This window comes from Pedobacter cryophilus (assembly GCF_005116455.1).
GTDB classification, from domain to species: Bacteria; Bacteroidota; Bacteroidia; order Sphingobacteriales; family Sphingobacteriaceae; genus Pseudopedobacter; species Pseudopedobacter cryophilum.
The window spans coordinates 167,979-194,177 of record NZ_SWBP01000001.1; the positions used below are offsets into that span (position 1 = coordinate 167,979).

At 33.5% G+C, this 26,199-nt stretch carries 25 protein-coding genes; 6 read left to right on the forward strand and 19 right to left on the reverse strand.

The window, feature by feature from the left end; genetic code table 11:
* Window positions 1–2 precede the first annotated feature (2 nt).
* Window positions 3–1,637, reverse strand: a complete 1,635-nt coding sequence (locus FA046_RS00775; RefSeq protein WP_225870854.1) for a sensor histidine kinase — start codon at window positions 1,635–1,637, stop codon at window positions 3–5.
* Between the two features lie 36 nt (window positions 1,638–1,673).
* On the reverse strand, window positions 1,674–3,563 hold the full coding sequence (locus FA046_RS00780) for a S9 family peptidase (protein ID WP_136824457.1): 1,890 nt from the start codon (window positions 3,561–3,563) through the stop codon (window positions 1,674–1,676).
* Window positions 3,564–3,739: 176 nt separating this feature from the next.
* Here FA046_RS00780 and FA046_RS00785 point away from each other — a divergent pair, with 176 nt between their 5' ends.
* Genes FA046_RS00785 through rluF form a run of 4 tightly spaced genes read left to right on the forward strand, consistent with a single transcriptional unit; the run spans window position 3,740 to window position 7,219 of the window.
* Complete coding sequence (locus FA046_RS00785) at window positions 3,740–5,545, forward strand: tetratricopeptide repeat protein (protein WP_136824458.1); 1,806 nt, start codon at window positions 3,740–3,742, stop codon at window positions 5,543–5,545.
* A gap of 27 nt (window positions 5,546–5,572) precedes the next feature.
* Window positions 5,573–5,872, forward strand: coding sequence for a DUF4286 family protein (locus FA046_RS00790; protein WP_136824459.1), 300 nt, complete (start codon window positions 5,573–5,575; stop codon window positions 5,870–5,872).
* 9 nt (window positions 5,873–5,881) lie between these two features.
* On the forward strand, window positions 5,882–6,430 hold the full coding sequence (rfbC, locus tag FA046_RS00795; RefSeq protein ID WP_136824460.1) for a dTDP-4-dehydrorhamnose 3,5-epimerase: 549 nt from the start codon (window positions 5,882–5,884) through the stop codon (window positions 6,428–6,430).
* A gap of 12 nt (window positions 6,431–6,442) precedes the next feature.
* Window positions 6,443–7,219 (forward strand): 23S rRNA pseudouridine(2604) synthase RluF, encoded by a 777-nt coding sequence (gene rluF / locus FA046_RS00800; RefSeq protein ID WP_136824461.1) that lies wholly within the window; start codon window positions 6,443–6,445, stop codon window positions 7,217–7,219.
* Between the two features lie 165 nt (window positions 7,220–7,384).
* Here the strand turns inward: rluF and FA046_RS00805 are convergent, their stop codons facing one another.
* Window positions 7,385–8,329, reverse strand: coding sequence for a DUF808 domain-containing protein (locus FA046_RS00805; RefSeq protein WP_136824462.1), 945 nt, complete (start codon window positions 8,327–8,329; stop codon window positions 7,385–7,387).
* A 247-nt stretch (window positions 8,330–8,576) separates the two neighbouring features.
* Between FA046_RS00805 and FA046_RS00810 the strand changes: the two genes are divergently transcribed.
* Together FA046_RS00810 and FA046_RS00815 are read left to right on the forward strand one after the other, a co-directional pair.
* Window positions 8,577–10,109, forward strand: coding sequence for a M20/M25/M40 family metallo-hydrolase (locus FA046_RS00810; RefSeq protein WP_136824463.1), 1,533 nt, complete (start codon window positions 8,577–8,579; stop codon window positions 10,107–10,109).
* Between the two features lie 196 nt (window positions 10,110–10,305).
* A complete protein-coding gene (locus tag FA046_RS00815) occupies window positions 10,306–13,419 on the forward strand; it encodes a WD40/YVTN/BNR-like repeat-containing protein (protein ID WP_136824464.1) in 3,114 nt (1,037 codons plus the stop codon).
* 58 nt (window positions 13,420–13,477) lie between these two features.
* On the opposite strand, the gene FA046_RS00820 is transcribed toward FA046_RS00815, so the two are convergent.
* The 16 genes from FA046_RS00820 to FA046_RS00895 all read right to left on the reverse strand — a co-directional run bounded on the left by FA046_RS00820 (window position 13,478) and on the right by FA046_RS00895 (window position 26,199).
* A complete protein-coding gene (locus FA046_RS00820; RefSeq protein ID WP_136824465.1) occupies window positions 13,478–14,335 on the reverse strand; it encodes an OmpA/MotB family protein in 858 nt (285 codons plus the stop codon).
* A 13-nt stretch (window positions 14,336–14,348) separates the two neighbouring features.
* On the reverse strand, window positions 14,349–15,011 hold the full coding sequence (locus FA046_RS00825; RefSeq protein ID WP_136824466.1) for a DUF2461 domain-containing protein: 663 nt from the start codon (window positions 15,009–15,011) through the stop codon (window positions 14,349–14,351).
* Window positions 15,004–15,393: a DUF983 domain-containing protein gene (locus FA046_RS00830; protein ID WP_136824467.1), complete on the reverse strand. Its 390-nt coding sequence runs from the start codon at window positions 15,391–15,393 to the stop codon at window positions 15,004–15,006. Before FA046_RS00830 ends, FA046_RS00825 begins: the two co-directional genes overlap by 8 nt.
* A gap of 56 nt (window positions 15,394–15,449) precedes the next feature.
* Window positions 15,450–15,725: a hypothetical protein gene (locus FA046_RS00835; RefSeq protein WP_136824468.1), complete on the reverse strand. Its 276-nt coding sequence runs from the start codon at window positions 15,723–15,725 to the stop codon at window positions 15,450–15,452.
* 19 nt (window positions 15,726–15,744) lie between these two features.
* Entirely contained in the window at window positions 15,745–16,317 is a 573-nt protein-coding gene (locus FA046_RS00840; RefSeq protein ID WP_136824469.1) for a DUF420 domain-containing protein, read from the reverse strand.
* 31 nt (window positions 16,318–16,348) lie between these two features.
* Window positions 16,349–17,056, reverse strand: a complete 708-nt coding sequence (locus FA046_RS00845) for an SCO family protein (RefSeq protein ID WP_136824470.1) — start codon at window positions 17,054–17,056, stop codon at window positions 16,349–16,351.
* Entirely contained in the window at window positions 17,053–17,394 is a 342-nt protein-coding gene (locus FA046_RS00850; RefSeq protein WP_136824471.1) for a cytochrome C oxidase subunit IV family protein, read from the reverse strand. The genes FA046_RS00845 and FA046_RS00850 overlap by 4 nt, the downstream gene beginning before the upstream one ends.
* 21 nt (window positions 17,395–17,415) lie before the next feature.
* Window positions 17,416–18,114 carry a cytochrome c oxidase subunit 3 gene (locus tag FA046_RS00855; protein WP_205943585.1) on the reverse strand — a complete coding sequence of 233 codons (699 nt, stop codon included), beginning with the start codon at window positions 18,112–18,114 and terminating at the stop codon, window positions 17,416–17,418.
* A gap of 35 nt (window positions 18,115–18,149) precedes the next feature.
* The gene (locus tag FA046_RS00860) at window positions 18,150–18,719 is read right to left on the reverse strand and encodes a cytochrome c oxidase subunit 3 (RefSeq protein WP_225870855.1); all 570 of its coding nucleotides are present in this window, start codon (window positions 18,717–18,719) and stop codon (window positions 18,150–18,152) included.
* 13 nt (window positions 18,720–18,732) lie between these two features.
* Window positions 18,733–19,584 (reverse strand): heme o synthase, encoded by an 852-nt coding sequence (cyoE, locus tag FA046_RS00865; protein ID WP_136824474.1) that lies wholly within the window; start codon window positions 19,582–19,584, stop codon window positions 18,733–18,735.
* Window positions 19,585–19,590: 6 nt separating this feature from the next.
* On the reverse strand, window positions 19,591–20,646 hold the full coding sequence (locus FA046_RS00870; RefSeq protein WP_136824475.1) for a COX15/CtaA family protein: 1,056 nt from the start codon (window positions 20,644–20,646) through the stop codon (window positions 19,591–19,593).
* Window positions 20,647–20,722: 76 nt separating this feature from the next.
* Window positions 20,723–22,618, reverse strand: coding sequence for a cytochrome c oxidase subunit I (locus tag FA046_RS00875; RefSeq protein ID WP_136824476.1), 1,896 nt, complete (start codon window positions 22,616–22,618; stop codon window positions 20,723–20,725).
* A gap of 18 nt (window positions 22,619–22,636) precedes the next feature.
* Window positions 22,637–23,827 (reverse strand): cytochrome c oxidase subunit II, encoded by a 1,191-nt coding sequence (locus tag FA046_RS00880; RefSeq protein ID WP_136824477.1) that lies wholly within the window; start codon window positions 23,825–23,827, stop codon window positions 22,637–22,639.
* 25 nt (window positions 23,828–23,852) lie between these two features.
* On the reverse strand, window positions 23,853–25,073 hold the full coding sequence (locus FA046_RS00885) for a quinol:cytochrome C oxidoreductase (protein ID WP_136824478.1): 1,221 nt from the start codon (window positions 25,071–25,073) through the stop codon (window positions 23,853–23,855).
* 12 nt (window positions 25,074–25,085) lie between these two features.
* Complete coding sequence (locus FA046_RS00890) at window positions 25,086–25,670, reverse strand: c-type cytochrome (protein WP_136824479.1); 585 nt, start codon at window positions 25,668–25,670, stop codon at window positions 25,086–25,088.
* Window positions 25,663–26,199 carry a DUF3341 domain-containing protein gene (locus FA046_RS00895; RefSeq protein WP_136824480.1) on the reverse strand — a complete coding sequence of 179 codons (537 nt, stop codon included), beginning with the start codon at window positions 26,197–26,199 and terminating at the stop codon, window positions 25,663–25,665. The genes FA046_RS00890 and FA046_RS00895 overlap by 8 nt, the downstream gene beginning before the upstream one ends.

Below are 26,199 nucleotides of genomic sequence, written 5' to 3' on the forward strand. Positions count from 1 at the left end.
ATTTAAATATCGTAAGGGAGCATTACATCAAACTGTGAGCCTTTTCCGGGCTTACTTTTTACTGTAATATTTCCATTCATAAAATTAACCAGTTCTTTACAAAATGCCAAACCTAAACCAACGCTGCCCTGCTGGTTATATCTGTTTTGTATCCTATAAAATTTCTTAAAAATATTTTCTAACTCACTATCTTCAATTCCAATTCCTTGATCTTTGAAAGAAAACATTAAGCCCTTCTTGATTCTATAAATAGAAATTTCTAACTTTTTTTGACCTGGCATGGCGTATTTGTAAGCATTCTCCATTAAATTATGGTAAATACTACTTAGTAAAACCGGATCGGTAAAAAAGTGGGTAACATCTTCAATGTTTAATTCAATTTCATAATCTGGATATTTTAACTGAAAAGCATCAATCATATTATGAGAGAAAACTTCTAAATTTATTTCCTGAGATTTTATTTTAATTGCCTTATTCTCAATTTGAGTGAAAGATAATAGTTTATTCATCAGATCGTTCAACTTATCAGCTTCTTCGTCTAAAATTTTTCCATACCTCAACCGTTCTTTTTCACTTAGCTCTTTAGCATTTAAAATATTATTACCCGCAATTTTTATTACCGATACTGGCGTTTTAAACTCGTGAGTAAAATTATTAATGAAATCATATTGAAGGCTAAACATTTTCTCATTCACATTCAAATTTCTATAAATAAGAAAAGTAATGAAAGCCAAAACCAAATAAATCACAAAAACTCCTATGGCTATAGGCAAAAACCTATGATTAACTTCTTTATCCAAAAATCCTTTTTCACTGGCAAAGTAAATTTTATAATCAGCGAAAGCACCAGGCAAAGTAATATCTGTGGTCACTAAATCTGGTCGTTCTAAAATTGGATCATAAGAAAGTGGTCTGATACTTATAAATTGATATAATTCTGGATGAATATTTTTGATTTGCAGCTTAAACGGATTCAGTTCAAAAGAAAAAATATCTTGCTCAAAAAGCGGCGAAGGAGCTCTGTCTTTCAACATCAAATCCTGATAAATTTTAATGTCTTCCCTCCTGGGGATATTCATATAATTTATTTTGTTGGATGCGATACTATAAAAAATCTTAAATATCTGATCATTAGTAAATGCTTTGGTAGTATCGGCGGTTTCTACATAGCTAGCAAATTTTAACCCTATTTTATTGAATTCATCGCCACTGCTGAGTGATAAAGTACCCGGTTTATTATTCTTAAATATTAAAGTAGAATCTTTAGGGATATTCTGGCCAAACTGATACAAGCTTTTAACGCCTAAAGAAAGTCTTCCAATCCTTAAACCATCTTCAATTGGGCGGTTACTTATTTGTGTATCAAAAAATTGAATTTTTTCTACAAAAGGATAATTTTTAAAAATGGTATCTACATATTTTGCCGCAGATAGAGAATCTAAAAATCCTTGATAAAAAGATATTTCTGGAATTTTATTCTGAAAAAGGCTATTATAAGGTGCTATGGTTTGTTCATGCACTTCTATTTTTAAAGAAGCAAATTCATTTTCAATGTATTTTTTGGTAAAATTATAACCCAAAAATAAGGCTATTACTAAAGAAATAGAGATCAATACCATAAATGATATGATCAGCATGAAGTTTTTTCTGTAGCTATTTTTTTTTGCGTCCATTTAATATTGATCTGGATGCAAATATTTATCTAAAAAGAGTTCTAGTTTTTTATAAAATGCCAGCCTATTTGCAGGATCTCTAAAATAATGACTCTCGTTATCGTTTAAAATATATTCTACCTTAATATTTTTCTTCTTTAATTCTTTCACAAACTGGTTAGTCTCATTAACGTTAACCCTATCGTCTTTCCCTCCTTGTGCAACTAAAAGTGGGGTTTGAATCCTGTCTATCTGAAAAATTGGCGATGCATATTTAAGATAATCAGCATCAAGTTTTGGGTTTCCAATAATTTCATTTAGCATTTGCTGATAAGGCTTGTAATAAGCCGGAAAACCTTTTATGTAGGTAAATAAATTGATAAAACCAGAGTAAGATGCCGCACATTGGTATAAATCTGGATGATATATAGCTTGATTTAAAGCTGCATATCCGCCAAAACTATAACCATAAATTGCTATTTTTTCTGGATCTGCAATCTTTTCACTAATTAACCAATTTACACCATCGGTAATATCATCCTGAATTTTTTTACCCCATTGTTTATGCCCAGCAGTTTGAAAATCTTTCCCGTAACCTGTAGAACCACGAAAGTTCATCTGAAAAACAGCATATCCTCTATTGGCTAAAAATTGGACTTCTGGCGAATAGCCCCAAACATTTCTGGTTGCTGGCCCTTGGTGCGGAATAACCACGCAGGGTAAGTTTTCACCTTTTTTATTCAACGGAATAGTTAAATAACCATGTATAATCAATCCGTCTCTGCTTTTATAGCTTACAGGCTTCATTTCACACATTTGGTCGGCCTTAATTTCTGGATTTAAATCAGCTAACTTAATCAGTTTCTTATCTTGATATAAATAATACGCTCCAGGATCTTTGTCAGTATAGGTTTTAATCAAGAAACTTTTTTCTTTTTGATCTCTATCTATAATTTTCACCTCTTGATTTGGGAGTTGTGAGCGTACATCATCATACATCTCTTTTACTTGATTATCTAAAAAGAAAATTTCTCTTTTAGAAATTTCATAAGTAAGATAGGACAGCTTATTAGATGACTTTGAATAAATTACGTCAAGTATATCCGCTTCTGGGTTTTCATAAATTACTTTTATCTCTTTCCCGGTAGAGCAGTCAAAATCTACCAAAGCCAATTTATCTCTGTTTATATTTGATAAAGCGTAGATGTGATTTTTTTGATTAGTAAAGCCTAAAGGTTTTAGGGTGTTTTTAAAATTGTTACTAATTACAGGTTTAAATTCCCCGTTATTATGTTCTCTGTAATATAAGGTTTCATTAACCCCGTCACTTCCTACTGCCAATCTAACGTTTCCTTCTTTATCAGAAATCCACTCTACAATACTTCCCGGGTTTTTAATGATCATTGTTTTTTGCCCGGTATTGATATCCAATTTGTAAACGTCAAAATTCTCTGGATTACGCTCGTTCATCGCTATCAAAATATATTGATCATCATTTTTCATTTGATCAATAATTTCAACTCTGGTATCTGTAGCGGTTTCTATAAGGCTGGTTTTGGTTCCATCTTTATTTACCGAGAAAAGCTGATAGTGTTGCAAACCATCCTTATCTTTCATGTAAAAAAGCTTCTCGTTCCCTGCCCAAAAATAATTTTTAACAGACTTATCTATATAAGCGGTAATTTGGGTAACCTCATTACGTTCTAATGATTGAACAAAAATATTGAGTTTGCCTTTATAGGGTTGTAAATAAGACAAATACTTGCCGTCTGGAGAAATATGAAAAGAAGATTTTTGAGGATCGTTAAAAAAAACCTCTGCCTTTATTTTTTCTGTTTTAGTGTTTGAACTGCAGCTTAACAGCATCACACTTAAACAGATATAAAAGTATTTTTTTAACAAATCTAACATCAGGTTAAGCTTTTTTATTTAATCGTAGATTTTTAAACTAAGGTAATATAATGTCCAAATTAACTAAATCTGAATAACAAGGCTATATAAAATGAGTAACATTTAAAATACAAGTATTAAACAAGTAGAAAGCAAATAATTACTGCTTCTAAGTTTATTTTTTTAATTTTAATATCATGCTTCAACTAAAAAAATCTCTCTTTTTAATTATTATATTTTCGATAAGTTTTTCGGTTTTTGCTCAAAATTTAAATGATCCCTTATTAGCTGAGCAATTCTTTAGAAATGGCGAATATGAAAAAGCGTTAACTATTTATGCCAAATTGTATCAAGCTAAAAATGGGTCGAACCAATATTATAACGATTATCTAAACACACTGCTCAAGCTTAAACAATATGATGAGGCCGAAAAAATTATCAATAAAAAAATAAGGGAAAACCCAAATTTCAAATTAGACCTAGGGCAGCTTTACCTAGAAAAAGGTGATTTAGCAGCCGCCAATAAAATATTTGACAGCGTGATTCAAAATATGCCCGCAGATCAGTTTGAGATTACAGAAATTGCCAATTCCTTTTATACCTCTGCTAATTATGATTATGCCATTAAAACCTTTTTAAACGGCAGAAAACTATTAAAAAATGAAGACTTTTTCATTTACGAACTAGTTAATTTATACCGATTTAAAAGAATTAAAGATGGCTTGGTCTTTGAACTTTTAAAACTTATTGAAAGCCGCCCAGAAATGCTTCAAATGGCAAAAACCAGCGTCAGCCGAACTTTTGAAACAGATGCTGATTATGACAATCTCAAATCTCAATTATTAAAGAAAATTCAGAAAGACCCTCAAAATGTAAACTATATTGATTTTTTAGCCTGGCAATACATCCAACAAAAGCAATTTGATTTGGCTTTAATTCAAATGATAGCTTTAGATAAAAGAATGAACGATGTTGGTGGTAGAGTATTTAATTTAGGGAGTTTATTATTAGAGAACAAAGCTTATGATGCCGCCAATAAAGCTTTTGAATATCTAGTGAGTAAGGGAGAAAGTTCTCCTTATTATATCCCAGCTAAGGTTTCTCTATTGAAAAATAAAAATCAACAAATTTTAGAAGGTTTGTACACCACCAAAGATTTAGAATCCTTGGTTTCTTCTTATGAAAGCTTACTCGCTGAATTTGGTAAAAACAACCAAACTATTTTTGCGATTAGGCAATTAGCCAATATTAAAGCATACTATTTAAATAAGTTGGTAGAAGCTCAAGATTTATTGGAACAAGTACTCACATTTAATGGCACAAAACCACAAACCCTAGCAGAAGTAAAACTAGATTTAGCCGATATTTATGTTCTCAACAATGACAGATGGGAAGCAACGTTACTTTACGGACAGGTAGAAAAATCTTTTAGTAACGAGCCTTTAGGGCAAGAAGCTAAATTTAAAAATGCCCGACTTTCTTTTTATAATTCTGATTTTAGTTGGGCAAAAGCTCAATTAGATGTATTAAAAGCATCTACTTCTCAATTAATTGCAAATGATGCCTTAGATTTGAGCTTGCTTTTGCAAGATAATTTAGCTTTTGATAGCACTGGTAATGCGCTTAAGTTGTATGCTAAAGCAGAGCTCTTGTTGTTTAAAAATCAAAACGAAGCCTCGCTTGCCGTTTTAGACAGCATAAACACTCTTTTCCCTCAAAATGATTTAGCTGATGATGTTTTAATGACCAAATCAAAAATTTACAGAAAGCAAAATGATTTTAAAAAAGCGGCCAATGTGTTAAAAGAAATTATAGAAAAATACAATTACAGCATTTGGGCTGATGATGCCTTATTCACTTTAGCTACAATAGAAGAAGAAAAACTGAATGATAAAGCCAATGCTCAAAAACATTATGAACTATTGCTCACCAACTTTCCAGGAAGTTTATATGTAATAGAAGCCAGAAAAAGATTTAGAAATTTACGAGGAGATAGTTTATAATAAAATCCCTATGATTAACTTCGCCGCATGATTATTTATAACGTCACCATCATTTTAGAAGAAAATATTCACGATGAATATTTAACATTTATGCAGCAAATTCACATGCCAGCAGTGATGGCCACAGGAAAGTTTACTTCCTGTGTTTTGTTAAAATTAACAGAACCTGTAAACGAGGGCATTACTTATTGCGCCCAATATATTACAGATGAAATAGAAAAATTAAACGATTACCGCGAAAACTATTCCCCTAAACTTCAAGAAGATTTTAAACAAAAATTTGAAACTGGCTATGTAGCCTTTAGAAGTGTTTTAGAATCTTTATAACCCAACACCATGAATATTATTGAAACCCCAATAAAAGATCTTTTAATTATAGAACCAAAAATATGGAAAGACGATAGAGGTTATTTTTTTGAAAGCTACAACAAAAAAGCATTTAAAGATGCTGGTATAGATGCTGAATTTGTTCAAGACAATCAATCTTTTTCTCAAAAAGGCGCTTTAAGAGGTTTACATGCACAAGCAAATCCTTATGCTCAGGGTAAATTGGTTAGAGTAATTCAAGGAAAAGTTTTAGATATTGCTGTAGATATTAGAAAAAACTCTCCAACTTATGGTGAACATTTTAGTTTGGAATTAAGTAGTGAGAATTTTAAAATGTTTTGGGTTCCGCCAGGCTTTTTACATGGCTTTTCTACCTTAGAAGACAATACCATTTTTAGCTATAAATGCACCAATCTTTACCAAAGAGATGCTGAAATTGGCGTAATGTGGAATGATAAAGACCTCAACATTGATTGGAAAGTTGATAGTAAGGACGCCCTTCTTTCTTGCAAAGATATTGCCCTTCAAAATTTTAAGGATCTAAAAAGCCCTTTTTAATATCCCTGCTACATGTCAGCTCAACAAGAAACTTTACGCCTAAACAAAGCCATTAGTGATACTGGTTTTTGCTCTAGAAGAGAGGCCGATAGAGTGATTGAAGAAGGTAGAGTAACTATTAATGGCAAAGAGGCGGTTTTAGGAGACCGTGTAACCAGTCAAGATGATGTAAGAGTAGATGGCCGTAGAATAAAATTTAAAAATCAAGACGACTCTATTTACATTGCATTTAATAAACCACGAGGCATTACTTGCACTACAGAAACAAATGTGCAAGGCAACATTATTGATTATATCAGGCATCCTAAACGTATTTTCCCTATTGGCCGCTTAGATAAACCATCCGAAGGTTTAATATTTTTAACCAGCGATGGAAACATCGTGAATAAAATACTTAGAGCCGGCAACCAACACGAGAAAGAATATATAGTAACCGTAAACAAACCCATTACCCCAGAATTTTTAAAGAAAATGGGGAATGGCGTACCGGTTTTAGATACCATTACCGCCAAATGTTTCATCAAAAAAGAAAGTGATTTTGTTTTTAAAATTATTCTTACCCAAGGCCTAAATCGCCAAATTAGGAGAATGTGCGAATATTTAAATTACGAAGTAACCAAATTAAAACGCGTTCGCATCATGAACATTTCCCTACAAAATATCCCAGTAGGTAAATGGAGAAACCTCACTAAAGAAGAGTTAGCAGAGATCATGAGAATGGTGGAAAGCTCTAGCAAAACCGAAGAAGCTTCTACCAATTATTCAAAACCCACAAAAAAGAAATTTTAATTTTTTGAAGCGCAATGCCTCTGCTACTATTAAACCGCTAATCCTGCTTTGCGCTACAAATCCTCGCCCAATAAAAATTGGGCTGCGGGTTTTCCGCTTCAATCAGGGCTATTTAAGAAAAGACGTTGCAACAAACCTAGTTTTACATTAAAATTATAAAAGCAATTATATTCTATTTACTTGAACTTCCTTTTTCTTTATAAAAACCATCTTAAACAGAATAACCAATTTTTCAACCAAAAAACCAACAATCAATCCGCCAACGGCACAAGCTAATGCTTTTGCAAGCCAAGCAATTACGGGTATTTCTGCTAAAGCAACTTCTAAATTATGCAATAAATGAGTGGTAAAAGGAATGCCATGTGCTATAATTTCGGCACCTACCCAAAGCATAGCAGCAGTACCCACGTAGCTTAACAGACTTAAAAAATGCGGCATAAATTTAACCACGCCTCGTCCAATTTTTTGCGTAGCTGGATGGTATTTATCCTGCGCAAGGTGTACTCCAATATCATCAGCCTTAACAATAAAACCAACAAAACCATAAACTGCAACAGTAATAAATACAGCAACAGCAAGCATCACAATAATTTGGTTTACCACCGATTGTTCGGTGACTTGGCTGTAAGCAATAGCCATAATTTCGGCAGATAAAATAATATCAGTTCGCACAGCACCTTTTACCCTTGCTTTTTCTAATTCTTCGGGTGTAATTATTTCTAAATCTGCTACCTCTGGTTTAACTTCAGCATGTTTGCTAAACATAGAATGTACCTTTTCATAACCTTCAAAACACAAATAAGCACCTCCAAGCATTAAAATAGGCGTGATGGCCCACGGCGCAAAGTATCCCAACAATAAAGCAGCTGGACTTAAAATTAAAACTTTATTGATTAAAGATTTTTTGGCTATTTGAAAAATAATGGAAAGCTCTCGCGAAGGGTCGAGACCAACCACATATTTTGGTGTAACCGCCGTATCGTCAATTACAATACCTGATACTTTCCCTGTGGTTTTAGCAACTTGAGCAGGTATGTCATCCAAACTTGCAGCACTTGCTTTTACCAAAGCAGAAATATCATCTAATAATGCAAAAAATCCTGAAGCCATATTTTAAATTTCGTTAATAATTTTTCATAAATATAAGTGAGGTAATTTTAGTGAATTTTACTTACTAAATGTGTTAATCAGCGTAAAAAAATGATATTTTTACTTTACTCTTTTTACAAATTATTAAGTGCAAAAGCTTAATTGTTGATAATAATAGTAAATTAGATTAAAATTAATTGTCAAACTACATTATTTAAATCGACAGAAGCTTAACCACAAATTCTTATCTACATTTAAATTTCGCTTGATGAAAAAATCCTTCTTCTTTTTATTAGTATGTTTCCTGATTAAACAATCAGTTTTGGCACAATCACCAGAGGCGTTAAAAATTAGAAAATACGGCAGTGAAAATGCCATAAAAATTATTAGCGAGTTCTCAGAGTTTTTATCCATACCAAACGTGGCCTCAGACCCTATTGGTCAGCAAAAGACTGCTTCATTTATTATGGAAATGATGCAAAAACGCGGAATACAAAACACACAGCTATTAAATGCTACTACACCAAATGTTCCTCCAGCGGTGTATGGGGAAGTAATAGTTCCGGGTGCAAAACAAACCCTTATTTTTTATGCCCATTATGATGGTCAGCCAGTTAATCCTACCCAATGGGCGGCTGGGCTTGAACCATTTAACCCCAAATTATTTACAAATGCGCTAACTAAAAATGGAATTGATATTCCTTTTCCAAAAGACGGTAACTACCAAGATGATTGGAGGATATATGCCCGTGGCGCTTCTGATGACAAGGATGGGGTAGTTGCCATTTTAAATGCATACGATGCAATCAAGAAAAACGGACTAACGCCAAACTATAACCTTAAATTTTTCTTTGAGGGCGAAGAAGAAGCTGGTTCTCCACACCTAAATGAAATATTAGAAAAACACAAATCATTACTCCAATCAAACCTTTGGATTATCTGCGATGGACCTGTTCATCAATCTGGTAAAAAGCAAATTGTATTTGGTGTGCGGGGCGATACTCATCTTGATCTTACGGTTTTTGCCTCGAAAAGACCATTACATAGCGGTCATTACGGCAATTGGGCTCCAAACCCCGGTTTGATGCTGGCAAAATTATTATCATCTATGAAAGATGAAAAAGGAAAAGTAACTATTAAAGGATTTTATGATGATGTAACTCCATTGTCTCCATCTGAAAGAAAAGCTTTAGATGAAGTACCCTCTGTTGATGAACAAATGAAACTAGAATTGGGAATAAATGACGTCGAAATGCAGGGATTAAACCTATTTGAGTCTGTCAACCTACCTTCATTAAATATTAATGGTATGCAAAGCGGTAATGTTGGTAAAATGGTTTCTAATCAAATACCCACCAATGCAACTGCTGTTCTTGATTTGAGATTGGTTTTAGGTAATGATTGGGAGAGGCAACAACAAAAAGTTATCGATCATATAAAAACACAAGGCTTTTATGTAACGGACAAAGAGCCGACTGATGAAGAAAGAAGTAAATATGCTAAAATTATAAAAGTGATTCGAGAAGATGGCGTTAATGCGCAACGTACATCTATGGATTTACCGATTATACAAAAAGTGATTACCGCAGTAAAATTGACCACTAATGATCAGGTTGTATTGCAGCCAACAAATGGAGGTACGCTTCCTCTTTTTTTATTTGAGAAATATCTGAAGGCTATAACTGTTACGGTACCGATAGCCAACCACGATAATAACCAACATGCTGAAAATGAAAATATCCGGATTGGTAATTTATTTGATGGCATTGTTACCATAGGCGCAGTGATGATGATGAGATAATGGACTAATAAATGGAGAATTAGCTTTATATCCATATTTTAAAATTTAAGCGCATCGGTCTTTTTCATTAATTATGTTAAAAAAGTTTTTCTGAAATTTACATTTTCTAAAGAAATTAATGAAATATCAGGATTTCTAATATTCATCTAAAATCCCTACTTTCATATATTAAACCCTTTCCAAAATCAATTGAATTATGAAAAGAACCCTACTTTTTTTAGCTGCATTTTTGATGCTGCAAACCTCCTTTGCGCAAAAGAAATCTAAATTAACAAATACACTTAAATCTAATTTTCAGTTTGATAGTGTTTTATATGCCAATTTAAAATACCGTGATATAGGTCCGTTTAGAGGTGGCAGAAGTGCTGCGGTAACTGGCGATTTAAAACAGAAAAATTTATTCTACATGGGAGCTGCCGGTGGTGGAGTTTGGAAAACCCAAGATGGTGGCAATAATTGGAAAAACATATCAGACAAATATTTTGGCAGCAGCATTGGTTCTGTAGCCATTGCCCCTTCAGACAATAGCATTTTATATGTTGGTGAAGGAGAAAATACCATGCGAGGAAACGTAAGTGAGGGGCTTGGTGGCATTTGGAAAAGTGAGGATGGCGGAAGAAGCTGGATAAATAGAGGATTAAAAGACACCCGACATATTACAAGAATTATTATTCATCCTAAAAACCCGGATATAGTTTGGGTAGCCGCTGTTGGGCATTTATTTGGCCCAAATGAAGAAAGAGGTGTTTATAAAACTACAGATGGCGGTAAAAATTGGAAAAGGGTTTTGTTCGCTAATAATTTAGCCGGAGCGGTTGATTTAGTAATGGAGCCAGAAAATCCAAAAGTTTTATATGCTACCACTTGGAGAGTGATTAGAACTCCTCACAGTATGGAAAGTGGCGGTGAAGGAAGCGGTTTATGGAAAAGTATTGATGGTGGCGATTCTTGGAAAAACATTTCTCGTAATAAAGGTTTGCCTACCGATACCTTGGGTATTTTAGGCGTTGCGGTAAGCCCATCTAATCCAGATCGTATTTATACCATCATTGAGTCTAAAACTGGTGGGCTTTTTCGTTCTGATGATGCTGGCGAAAGCTTTACTAAAGTGAATAGCGAAAATGAGATTCGCCAAAGAGCTTGGTATTATAGCAAAGTTTTTGTAGATCCTAAAAATGAAAATACTGTTTACGTCTTAAATGTCGACTTTTTACGTTCTCGGGATGGAGGTAAAACCTTTCAAGAAATTAGCACTCCTCACGGAGATCATCACGATTTATGGATTGATCCTGAAGATGGAAATAGAATGATTATTGGTGATGACGGTGGCGGGCAAATAAGTTTTGATGGTGGTGCAAATTGGAGTACTTATCAAAATCAGCCTACTGCGCAAATTTATCGCGTAAGCACAGATAATCATTTTCCTTACCGCATTTTAGGTGCGCAACAAGACAATTCTACCATCAGAATTATGTCTAGAACTTACGGTGGTGCAATTACCGAAAATGATTGGGAATCTACAGCAGGGTCAGAATCTGGTTATGTAGTTGCCGATCCTTTAAATCCTGATGTAGTTTACGGTGGTAATTATGGTGGTTATTTATCTCGTTTAGACCATAAAACGGGCGAAAATAGAGCTGTTTCTGTTTGGCCAGACAATCCGATGGGTGCTGGTGCTGATGTTTTAAAATATCGTTTCCAATGGAATTTCCCTATTTTCTTTTCTCCAAACAATCCAAAAGCTTTATATGCTGCCGGAAATATCCTTTTTAAAACCTTAAATGAAGGTCAAAGTTGGGAAGCGATTAGCCCTGATTTAACAAGAAATGACAAGAAACGTCAAGGACCAAGTGGTGGAATTATTACTAAAGATAATACCAGTGTAGAATATTACGGAACTATTTTTACTGCAACAGAATCACCTTATGAAGCCGATTTATTATGGGTTGGAAGTGATGACGGATTACTTCACGTAAGTAAAGATGGTGGTAAAAACTGGGAGAATGTAACGCCTAAAGGAATGCCAGAGTGGATGATGTTTAATAGTATAGATGCGCATCCATTTAAAAAAGGAGCTGCTTACGTAGTTGGAACAAGGTATAAATCTGATGACTATCATCCATACATTTATAAAACCGAAGACTATGGAAAATCTTGGAAGCTCATTACGAATGGAATTCCTGCCAATCATTTTGCTAGAGTGGTAAGGGCAGATCAAAAACGCCCCGGATTGTTATATGCCGGAACAGAATTTGGAATGTACATTTCTTACAATGATGGAGAAGATTGGAAACCTTTTCAATTGAATTTACCTATGGTTCCTATTACAGATCTTACCATTAAAGAAAATGATTTGATTGTGGCTACACAAGGAAGAGCTTTTTGGGTGTTAGATGATTTAAGCTTGGTGCAACAATTAAATACAGGTTTAACTGGTAAAAATTTACATGTTTTTAATCCAGGAGAAACTTACCGAAGAGACGGTTTTGTAAGAAACATGCCTAATGCAGGAAAAAATCCAGCCAATGGTGTGGTTATTAATTATTATTTAAAGAATGTTACCGACTCTTCAAAGGTATTTGTTAGCCTTTACGACCCAAATAATAAGTTAATCAGAACTTACAGCACCAAAGGGAAAGCTGATGAAAAGATTGAAGTAAAAGCAGGAATGAATCAGTTTGTTTGGAACTTGACTTACCCAGCTGTAGAAAAAATTGATGGAATGATTTTATGGAATGGAAATATAACTGGACAAAAAGCTACCCCCGGAAACTATAAAGCCATTATTAAAAATGGAACAGATTCTTCTGCCGTAAATTTTGTAGTAAAACCTGATCCTAACTATAAATTATCTATAGAAGAATATCAGCAACAATTTGCTTTCTTAACTATGGTGAAAGATAAATTCTCTGAAACTCAAAAAAGCATAAAAGATATTAGAAACATAAGATCGCAGCTGAATAGTTTTACTGAAAAAAGTAAAGATTTACCTAAAGAAATAAAGGATAAAGCAACTGAAATCAATAAAAAAATAACAACTATTGAAGAAACACTGTATCAAACAAAAGCTAAAAGTGGGCAGGATGTATTGAATTATCCAATTAGATTGAATGATAAACTATCTGGTGTATTTGATGTAGCTAGCTCTGGCTATGCCGCACCAAGCAAACAAGTTAAAGAAGTTTATACTGAGTTAGCTAAGCAAATTGACGCTGAATTAGTAAAGTTAAAAGCCGTAAAAGAAACTGATTTAAAAGAGTTTAATGATTTGGTAAGAGCGAAAGCTGTACCGGTAATTGTAGTGAATTAAGAAACCATCAATTAAAAAAAAAAACGGATGAAATTGAAATTCATCCGGTTTTTTTATGCTATTTAATTAAGTTGTACAGCTCATCTAATTTAGGAGAGAGTACAATTTCTATTCGTCGGTTTTTACTTCTGGCTTCTGGCGTATTCCCTAATGCTATAGGTTGGAATTGCCCTTTACCGGTTGCGGTTAATCTTTCGGGAGTAGTTTTTTGTAATTCGGTTAAATATCTAACTACAGAAGTAGCTCTTAAAACACTTAAATCCCAATTATCTTTGATTTGACCTAAATTTCCTACTTTTTGATTATCAGTATGACCTTCTACTGCAATATTAATTTCTGGCTGAGTATTTAAAACTTTAGCTAATTCTTGCAAAGCCAATTTCCCTTTATCATCAATCACAATAGAACCTGTATCAAACAATAGTTTATCAGATAAGGAAACATAAACTTTTCCGTTTTTAATTTCTACCGTTAGGCCACTTTCCTGAAAACCTAATAATGCTTTTTGCAATTTCTCTTTTAAAGCATTTGTAGCTTCATCTCTTTTTCTAAGAATTTCTTCAACCTCCTTTAATCTTGCTTCGCGTTTCTTTAAATCATCTGAAAGCGAATTTAAATCTCCAGAGAGTTTGTTAATTTCTGACGAAGAATTACTCCTTAGCGCTGCATAGTTTGCGTTAAGCGCTTCTAATTGACCATTTAAATCGGCTATTTTACTATTTAGCTTAGCCGTATCAGCTTGTAAGGCTGCTTGTGTTTCTTCTAAAGATTGTATGTTTACTTTTGCGGCATCCCAACCAATACTTAATGAATCTTTTTGTGATAATAAAGCTTCGTATTTTTTCTTAGACAAAACAACACAAGAACTAAGTCCCAATAATAAAAATAGTGTGGCTAACAACCCTGATTTCTTCATATTTAATTTGATTTTATAAAATGGCGTGTGATAAAAATACGTTTAGTGGATAAATTAATTTTAAACCTTTTAGAACAGCTGCTACAGCGTTTGGGCCCATAAGCTCTTCATCTGTAAAAGAATGAGTAACAGTAAAACTTTTTAATTTCAAAATTTCAATATAAGGATGTTCTGCATCATATCCTTTAGGAGTAGTCTTCAATGTTTGCTCTTTATCAAATCCCCCAAAAAAATCTTTAAATTCTTTATCATCAATAACTTTAAGCAAATCACCTGTATTATAATCTATCTCTTGCCTGATGGCTTTTAAATGCTCTGCTTGCGGCAGCCAATAACCACCTGCTACAAAACTTGCACCCGGCTGAATATGAATATAGTAACCTGCACCATCATTTCCTTTTCCTCTGGCAGAAATACCTATTCCAAAGTTATTTTTATAGGGAGATTTATCTTTGCTAAATCTAACATCCCTGTAAATCCGCATCACACATTGCTTTGCAGTAATTTCTTTGGGAATAGAGCCATCTGTTTTGATGAGCTCGGCAATAATTACATTAGCAAAATCATCAACATTCTTTTTAGCATCATCATAACGAGATTTATTCTCTTGAAACCAAACCCTATCATTATGCGCAATCAGATCGTTTACAAATGCTAAAGTTTCCTTTTTAATCATGATCGTAATGCGCTACATACTTTACTTTCGGCGAAAGCCAATACAATAAAATTACCCGAGAATATCTAAAATTTATAGGGGCTGTTATAAAACTAGCCAGTAGAATAGTGATAATATAAACCCAAGGAGACTCCAATTCATTTGTGACCATATATGTTGCAATTCCAACAGTTACTGCTAAAGCTACATTTAAGGTATAACCTACATACATGGCTGCATAAAAGTATCCTGGTTCAATTTCATATCGCATGCCACACTTCGGACAAACATCAAACATCTTCTGCGATTTGAATCCGTACATTGATGTTTTAAACAAATCTCCTCTTCTGCATCGTGGACATTTTGCATGCAACATTGCAGTTAATTTTGGTGTTTTTGGCATATACAAATATAAAAAATCCCGCCTCATTGGGCAGGATTAGATTTGTTAAATTTCACTTAGTTTAAATGAATTTTATTCTCTTTTATGTTAATGGCAACGTTCTTTTTCCTGTATTTTTTATACCATAAAAAGCCTATGGCAGCCATGGCTAAATAAGGAACTGCTAGTAAATACATAATCCCGCTGTTTAAACCACTACCCGTTGTACCACCACTTTTTAAGTTAGATTCTACTGTAGCGGTACACATGGCGCATTGCGCTTGAGCGTTTGTGCTCAATAATGCTGGACTAATCAAAATAAACAAAATCACTACTATTTTTAATACTCTCATGAATTGAAATATTTAAAAATTAAAAATTGTAATATGGAGAAATCATTAAATAAACAATCACTCCGGTGGTGGTCACATAAAGCCAGATTGGGAAACTCCATCTCACCAATTTTCTATGCTTCTCTACTTGCATTTGTAACCCTTTATGAAAACTCAATAAAATTAAAGGCAAAACACCCGCAGCCAAAATGATATGACTAATTAAGATAACGTAATAAACGTACCTTAAATTACCCGCATTTATGATCTCTACAGCACTTAATACACCATTATGATCTGAATCTCCAAACTTTGTTTCAGGAGCGAAATAATGGAAAACGATGTAGGAAACTAAAAAGCCAGATGATAAAACAAAAGTGAGGATATTGGTTCTTTTGTGGTTTTTAATATCTTTTCTTTTAATAAAATAAAGAGAGACTAATAGTAAAACACTACATGCACCATTAATAATTGCATTTAAAGTCGGCAAGAAATAAACAAAATTTGGAGTAGGAATAGTTACCGGAATAAGTTTTCTATTTAAGATTACCACCACCAAAAAAACAAAAATAGAAACGCCACTTATTAACCTGAATATTGTTTTATCACTCATATTTACTAAACACTAATTATTTAAATCAGTTTCAAAATTCTGCTTTAATTTTCCTTAATTCTTCTGTGATTAAAACTTTAATCTCGTCACTTAATCTTTTCACTTCATCTCTTGAAGTTCCAATATAATATCCTCTAATTCTGTGATCGGCATCTAACAAAATAAATTGATCGCTAAAAACAAAATCATCACCATTATTATTTGGCTTCAACACATTTACAAAGAAATCTTTTTTAGCTAATGGATAAACTATTGAGGTATCCGCAACTACAAAATCCCATTTATTAGGCTTTGCGCCGATGGTTTGGGCATAACTTTTTAAAACGTCTTTAGTATCAAAAAAAGGATCTACAGAAATAGATAAAAACCTAATCATTGAATTTGTTTCGTATTCACTGTTTAAGCTTTTAAGCTGCTCATTCATTGCCTTCGCAGGATCGTTATTTCTACTGTAAAAGAAATTCACTATCAACAACTGCTTTTTGATATCAGCTAAATCTAAAGAATCTCCATTACCAGTTAAAAATTTAACATCAGCTATTTGGTGATAAATGGTATCGGGTATTTTTTTACCTCTTTTGGTTTTAAAGGTAGCCGCAACTTCTTTAGGGCCGTAAATAGGTAATGGTTTATACCTGTTTTTACCTTTAGCCTGAAGTAAATAATATAAAAATCCTGGTACCGCTAATATGGTTACCAGGATTAAAATTTTTAAAATAGGAAATTTACGATTACTCATATATTCATATGGCTATTCATATAATCTCCTTCTGTAAGCATCAAAATAATAAAGTAAATGATGAAGATGAAAGAAACGAGAATACCAACAATGAGGGCGTATTTTTCGAATTTAAGGTGCATAAAAAATGCAACTATATAATATGCTTTTACTAAAGTTAAAGCAACATAAAGAAAGTTTTTAATCCCATGTGGCAATACTGTATCTGGTATTGCTAATGCGATAATAAATTCTACAACCGTAATGGCTAAAAGAATGAAAAAAACTTTCCATATTCTACTTTTAGACATGGTTTCATGCTCTCCGGCATGTTCTAGGTTTGTATTTTCAGAAGACATTGCTTATGTATTTAAAATAAATTATACTAAATAAAAGAAGGTAAAAACAAATACCCAAACCAAATCAACAAAGTGCCAGTAAAGACCTACTTTTTCTACCATTAAATAATGACCACGTCTTTCAAAAACGCCTACCATTGTCATAATTAAAATAATGATATTAATGATTACCCCAGAGAAAACGTGGAAACCATGAAAACCCGTGATGGTAAAAAATAAATTAGAGAATTGCTGGGCACTCACTCCATCGGCGCCTAGTTCTTTAATTGTTTCTGCATTAGGAATAGTTCCCCACCAAAATCCTTCGTGGTGTAAATGAGACCATTCTAAAGCTTGGCAACCTAAAAACATGAATCCGCCAATAATAGTAGCAACCATCCACCAAACTACTTCTTTTTTAGAATTACGGTGACCAGCTTCAACTGCTAAAACCATGGTAACCGAACTCATAATTAAGATAAAAGTCATAATCCCTACGAATACTAAGGGAGCTCCTGAATCTGTAATGCCGGGAATTGATTGAAAAACCAAATCTGGATCTGGCCAAGTAAATTTACTGAAACGTTGTGCTCCATAATAAATTAAGAATGCAGAAAAGGTAAATGCATCTGATAAAAGAAAAAACCACATCATCAGTTTACCGTACTCTACAGAGAATGGAGATCTTCCTCCGCTCCAAGGAGTGGTTTTAACTTCGTCTAATTTTGCTATCGTGTCCATCAAATATTATAGGTTGTAAATTTTAAGTAAAATTTTTACTGGCTCAAAAGTAAGAAAACGTACAAATAAATCCATAAAATATCTACAAAATGCCAAAATATTGAGGCAATTTCCATTCTAAAGAGATTTGTAACGTTAGGCAATTTTTTATAACTACTAGCTAAAGCGGTTAGAATGATGATTAAACCCGCAATTATGTGTAAAATATGGGTTAAAGTGAATACATAAACAAAACTGATGGAGGCATTAGAATTTATAAAAAATATGCCCAAATCGGTCCAAACCGCCCATCCATAAATTTGCATTCCAATAAAAACTAGTCCTAAAACTAGGGTAATCCATAAACCTAGCTTCTGCCCTTCAAACTTTAGTCTTTTGGTTTGCAAATAAGACCAATGTAAAGTAAAGCTGCTGATGATGATAATTACAGTACTATAAATAAAAGCTTTTGGCAAAGGCACATTTAAAGATTTGCCAGCTCCATCTCCAGAATACACAATAAATCCGCTGGTTAGGCCTGCAAAAAAGATAATAGAAGATATCATAAATAACCACATGATAAACTTCTTAGGCTGCAAATTATACCTATCTACTTCGTTATTCATACTTTGCATATTTCTATTTTAAATTAAAAAGTAAAACTAATTGTACAATTGGTAAATAAATAAAACTACCAAACATGAGTCTTCTTGCAGATTTAACATCTAGTTTTCTAACCAAGGTTAATGCTTGGTAACAAAAAATTAATCCACAAATTACAGATACCACCGCTATCGTATAGCCTCCAAAACCATAAAAAGTGGGTAATAAACTCACCGGTATCAAAATAATAGTGGATATGAAAGTGATGATGGCACTAATTTTATCTCTTTTGGTGGTAGGCAATAATCTAAATCCTGCTTTCTTGTAATCATCATCTAATACCCATGCTATGGCCCAAAAATGAGGGAATTGCCATACAAACTGTATCCCAAATAAAATTAATGCAATATGATCTATTTTACCATGTGCGGCAACATAACCAATTAAAGGAGGCAAGGCACCAGGAATAGCTCCAACAAAAACTGCAATAGGTGTTTTCCTTTTTAAAGGAGTGTAAATAAATGCATAAAATAATATAGAAAAAACAGATAATATGCCTGTTAGATAATTTAAACTCCCTAATAAGTAGGTGCCAAAAATACCCATCAATAAACTCAATACTAAAGCCTGCCCATTGTTCATCCTACCAGAAGGTAAAGGTCTATCGGCTGTTCTAGTCATAAGTTTATCTAGATCTTTCTCTATGATCTCATTAAATCCGTTGGCAGCTGAAGTCACCAAAAAACCACCAATAATTAATTTTAGCCAGTTTATCCAATTTATGTCTCCATCAGTTCCAATAAGAAATGAAATAGAAGCAGAGAAAACCACTAACAATGTCAACCTTAGTTTGACTAAATTTTTAAAATCTTTTAAAAACACCCCCACTACTTCTTATTTAATAAAATCTTGTTTATTCTTAAAAATTAACAGCAAATAAAATTGTGCTCCAAAAAGTACTGTAGCAAATAAAACATGTGTAGCTTGTGCCCATGGCGCCAAAGCAAAATTACTTAAGGCTAAACCTGTAACAATTTGTAAGGCAATTAGCAATCCTACAAAATAGGCTGTATTCATCACCTCTTTCTGAATTACTTTGCGCCTCAGTAGAAAATACAACAATGTATTTAGCAATACTACAAGCAAGGCAATATCTCTGTGGTAAACAAAAATTCTTCCTACTTCGTCTAACCACTCTTCTCTTTTAAGCTCTGGAAAAAAATCCTGTACAGCATCTACAGCTTCTCTAACTTCTGTTCCGATAGTGATTTGAACAATTGAAATGATTACCGTTAACAACGACACAAATTTAACCAACCAGCCTGCTTTCTTAGTCAGTAAAGATTCATTTCTAAGAGACTTTATATCATGATAAGTGTAAATAGAAACCGCAAGAATAAGAATGGCAACCAGCATGTGTATAGTGATAATCCAAGCAACTAAATTGGTAGAAACCACAATAGAACCTAACCAAGCTTGAAATACAACTAAAAGTATATTAGCCAAACTTATCCAAAAAACCCTTCCTCTTGCTTTTCTAATGCCCCAGGCATAAAAACACGTTAACACTAAAAATATCCCAGTAAGCGCACCAATTAATCTGTTAATGTATTCCGTATAGGTTTTAACAGGATTAAATTCTTCTGGAACTTTAATACTTTCATCATTTCTGATTTTAAAAGCTAAATCTTTGTAGCCTGCTTTGTCTAATAGCTTGGCAAAACGTTCATTCTTAGCTAATCTTTCGGTAACATATTTCTCTTGATAATCTTTGGGTAATTGAGAAATATCTGTTGGTGGAATATATTGATCGAAACATTTAGGCCAATCTGGGCATCCCATACCAGAACCTGAACTTCTCACTATCCCTCCTGCAAGAATAAGTAAGAAGAGCGATAGGATAGAAATAAAATTAATTCTTAAAAATCGCTTTTCAGCTTTAGAATACATTTTGCTAAGATAAAAATTGGGGTATCTGTAATTAAATACTAGATACCCCAATAGATTTACAACACCAATAAAGAGGTTACTTTACTTCTTCTGTATTGTTGATATTATTATGTTCAGTATCCCATTTACTTTGGATTCTTTCTGCCTCTTCATTTCCTTCGAAATCATGTGCAAGATTAGAACTCATTGTTTGAGAGTGAGGTGTAGTTTGCATAATAAAGTCTGTTTCATGACCTGGTTTGCTGTAATCATAAGGCCAACGATAAACTGTTGGTATTTCACCTGGCCAGTTACCATGTAAATGTTCTACCGGGGTAGTCCATTCTAAAGTTGTTGACTCCCAAGGATTTTGTGTTGCTTTCTTACCAAAGAATATAGAGTAAAAGAAATTATACAAAAATGCTGCCTGCGCAACCGCTCCTAATATAGCAGCCCAAGTGATAAATTTATTAACTGATAACCACTCAGCCATAGATTCAAATTCAGTGAAAGCGTAGTATCTACGAGGTACTCCGTCTAATCCCATAAAGTGCATTGGGAAAAACACCAAATAAGCAGAAATGAAGGTTAACCAAAAATGCAAATAACCTAATTTAGCATTCATCATTCTACCAAACATTTTAGGGAACCAATGATAGATTCCTGAAAGCATACCAAATATTGCAGCAGAACCCATTACCAAGTGAAAGTGAGCTACTACAAAATAAGTATCATGTAAATTGATGTCTAAAGCTGCGTTACCTAAGAAAATACCGGTTAAACCGCCAGAGATAAAGAAAGAAACCAAACCAATAGCAAAAAGCATAGCTGGTGTAAATCTTATATTCCCTCTCCAAAGTGTAGCTAAATAATTAAAGGTTTTTACCGCAGATGGAACCGCGATAATTAATGTGGTAATCATAAATACGCCTCCTAAGAAAGGATTCATACCTGTTACAAACATATGGTGACCCCATACAATAAATGATAGTACTGTAATCCCAATTAATGAATAAACCATGGCGTGGTAACCAAAAATAGGTTTACGTGAATTAGTGGCAATTACTTCTGATGTGATTCCTAAAGCCGGCATCAAAACGATATAAACCTCTGGGTGACCCAAGAACCAGAATAAATGTTGCCATAAAACCGGACTTCCACCTTCATTTGGTAATACTTGTCCTTGAATAACGATATCTGAAAGGTAAAATGAAGTTCCAAAACTACGATCGAAAATTAATAGTACTACTGCCGCAACCAAAACCGGGAAAGACAAGATACCTACGATAGCTGTTAAAAAGAATGCCCAAATAGTTAATGGCATTTTCCATAAATCCATACCTTTAGTACGCATGTTTAATACGGTAGAAACATAATTGATACCACCCATTAAAGATGATGCAACAAATAATACCATAGATATTAACCACATCGTCATTCCTAAACCTGAACCTGGCATAGCTTGTGGCAATGCCGAAAGTGGCGGATAAATAGTCCAGCCGGCTCCCGCAGGTTGAGTTTCGATAAAGAAAGTAGATAACATAATCACACTGGCAGTAAAAAAGAACCAGTAAGAAAGCATGTTCATAAAAGGAGAAGCCATATCTCTTGCTCCTAACTGTAATGGTATTAAAAGGTTAGAGAAAGTTCCACTTAAACCTGCTGTTAATACAAAGAAAACCATAATAGTTCCATGTATAGTAACAAGTGAAAGGTAAAAGTTAGAGTCTAATCTTCCTTCTGGTGCAAATTTCCCTAATAATACTTCTAATAATGGAAAACTTTCATCTGGGTAAGCGAGTTGAATTCTGAAAAGTATAGATATTCCCATGGCTATTACACCCATGATGATACCTGTAATCAGAAATTGCTTGGCAATCATCTTATGATCTTGACTAAAAACATATTTAGTTAAGAAGGTTTCTTTGTGATGAGCATGTGAATGATCATCATGATGGGATGCGGCTGGGTTATGAATTGCAATTGTTGACATAATCTCCTTCAGTTTTTCTTAATTGTTTAATGCAATTTTATTGTTTTCGCTTTTGATGTCTTCTTTCATCGCTAACTGATATACTTTTTTCATTTCTTCAGTAACAATTGGCTTTTGATCTTTTAACCAAGCCGCATATTCTTTTTCTGAAACTACTCTAACAGCAAACTTCATGTTGTAATGAGAACCACCACAAATTTTAGCACAATATAACTGATAACTAAATTTAGGATCGTTTGTTTTTTCTCTCATTTCTGCCGTAGTAATTTTTGGAGTAAATTGAAAGTAAGTAGCCATACCTGGTACACAGTTCATTTGGACTCTAAAATGGGGCATGTAAAAACTATGTAAAACATCTTGAGAACCTAATGTAAATCTTACCGATTTATTAACAGGAAGTACAATTTCCGTCACCTTTAAATCATCGTAATTTTTACTATCAGCTAAGTCTAAGCCTAAATTGTTTAAGCCATTTAAACTTCCAACTAACTTATAGTTCTTTTTTCCATTTTGGTTATCCTTACCACCGTATCTAACATCCCAAGCAAATTGGTGCGCAGTTACATCTACTTGAATTGCAGCTTGCATATCACCTTTTGATATGTTAGTAATGCCTCTCCAAGTGAAAAAACCCATCAATACCAAAATAGTTAAAGCAATAGCAGGAATAATAGTCCAGTACTTTTCTAAAGTATTGTTGTGGGCTAAGTAGTAGGCTTTTTTCTTAGTGCTGTGTTTGTATTTGTATGCAAAAAGAAATAAAAGAATGTGTGTTATTACAAATACAATTGTTGTAATAATTAAGGTAATATTAAACATAGAGTCAATTTTTTCTCCATGTTCTGAGGCTGCATCTGGTAAAATTTGAGCTCCTTGTACAGTATAAGACCAATATGAACCATATAAACCTGCAATTAAAGCAACAACAAAAATATATCCGTTCACTTTATCCCAAGAAATACCTTCTTTTTTTCCTTGTATCTTGCGGGTTAATTCGTAAACCTGTAATACTTTACCAATAATTCCGATAAATACACAAGCAAGAAGAAACAATAGCAAGTAATAACCTACCATTTTTCCTAGACCTTCATTTTTATCCACCACATCTGCTGCTCCAGCTACTTGAGCCATCGCTTGATGAAGTGAAAGTCCTAATACCATTAAAAATGATAATAATAATTTCGGGTTGAAATATTTTTTTATATCCATTTTATTAATCGAATCTTATTAATGCTTAAATGTGATGATTTATACTTTCTTCTAAAAATGGGTGATTTTTTGGCGCTAGCGAAACTTTACTTAAACTAGTTAACATAGAAAAAGCAAACAAGCCAACAAATCCTAAAGCTGTACCAATTTCAATAATTCCAAATCCAGATTCTTCACCTAATGTACCTGGCATAATCATCATATAATAATCTAACCAGTGACCGCAAACTAGTATGATACATATTGCAAGTAACACATTTGCTTTTCTTTTAGCATCTCTTGTCATTAAAATTAAAAGAGGGGCTAAAAAGTTAACGACTAGATTTAACCAGAAGTATGGTAAAAATTTTGGTTCCCATCTCTTATAGAAATACACTGTTTCTTCAGGAATGTTTGCGTAATAAATCAAAAGGAATTGAGAAAACCAGATGTACGTCCAAAAAATAGAGAAAGCAAAAACAAACTTTCCTAAATCATGTAAGTGACTTTCGTTTAACCAGCCTAAATAACCAGCCTTTCTTAGAAGAATAACAGTGATAGCAATAGTTGCCATCCCAGAAACCCACATGGCAGCAAAATTATACCATCCAAACATGGTAGAGAACCAATGTGCCTCTAAAGACATGATCACATCAAATGCCCAAATTGGGGTAGTGAATCCAAAAATCACTAAAAATATAGCGGAATTTTTAATACTTCTCTTGTAAGATGATAAACCACCTATCAAATCTTCGTTAGTAGATAGTTTAGTAATTAAAACTGCGAAAAAACTGTAACTCGCTAAAAATATAACCAATCTTGTAATAAAGAAAGGCACATTAAGATAAGCAGATTTACCAGCAATTAAAGCATCATAATTTGGACTATTAGGATCTGACAATCCTTCTTCAGCCCAATGGTGATAAAGATTATGAGTAAGCAATCCTGTGGTTACAACAGCGATAAGAATTAAACTAGCAAAAGGTAACACTCTGGCAAATGCCTGAGGAACTCTAAGTAAACCTGCCGACCAACCAGCTTGTGCCACAAACTGAACCGCAAGAAAAAATAAACCTGCCGCACAAACACAGGTAAAATAATAACTCATTAATAATAAGTTAAGAAATGTACGCTCTGCATGGCCTGAAATAAAACCATAAGCAATTGCAGCAATACCAACAAGAATAGCAACTATACTTAGTGTTTTTACTTTGCCACTAAAGTCAAATTGTTCTGAAAAATTATATGTCTGAAGATGAGCTCCCATTATTTTAATCTATTATTGTCCTTTTTGTAATTCGTGAACGTACATTACTACTTTCCATCTTTCTTCTGGAGATAGTTGAGAAGCGTATGATCCCATTAAATTTAAACCGTATTGCATTGTATGATAAATTTTACCGTCGGTTAAATCTTTCATTGCTCCACCTCTTGATGACATACCAGATGCGTAAGCGGGAGGTGCAGGATATTTACCTAATTCAACAATTTTACCATTACCGGCACCTTTTTCTCCATGACATGGAGCGCACATAGCAATATATAGTTGTTGACCTTCTAATAAGTTTTTCTTATTTACAACTAAAGGATTAACCATATTATTACTTGCCTCTAAATAACCTTCTGGTGTATCTGCAAACTGATCATAGCGAGTAAAACCTACCGGAGTTGTATTATTTGGCGGCAATTGTGCTGTTTTACCATCTGCAAAATTCTTATTCTTTTGATCTGGGTTAAAAGCTATAGGATAGTACATATTAGGTGCGTATTCTAATCCTCTACTTCTCTTATCCTGACAAGAACTTAGTATAGCAGCTACTGCTATTCCTACAAAAATTAAACTAAATATATTTGCCTTATTCATAACTAACATACTTTCTATCGTTGTGTTTAATTTCTATAGCTCCAGCCTCTTTTAATAAACTGTCAATTTTATCTGCATCAAAACCTTTGTTAGCTTCAATTGCAATTACAAATCTATCAGCCGAAGCTCTTAATTCCATTACTCTGGGTGCTCTGCCTGGGAAAAAGTGGTTTTTAAAAAAGAACGCACCAACCATTCCAAAAGCACAAAATAAAACAGTAAGCTCAAAAGTAATTGGAATAAAATCTGGTAAAGCAAAATTTGGTTTACCACCAATATTCATTGGCCAATCAACAGCCATGGTAAAGTACATTAAACTTAATGCTGTTATTGTTCCTGTGATACCACAGCAAAATGCAACAATTGGAAGTCTGCTTCTCTTTACTCCTAATTTATCTTCAATTCCGTGAATAGGCATTGGGGTAAAAACATCATAAATACTGATGTTATTTTTTTGAAGTTGATCAATCCCATGCATCATATCATCAGGATCTTCAAAAAGGCCTAAAATATATTTGATATTACTCAT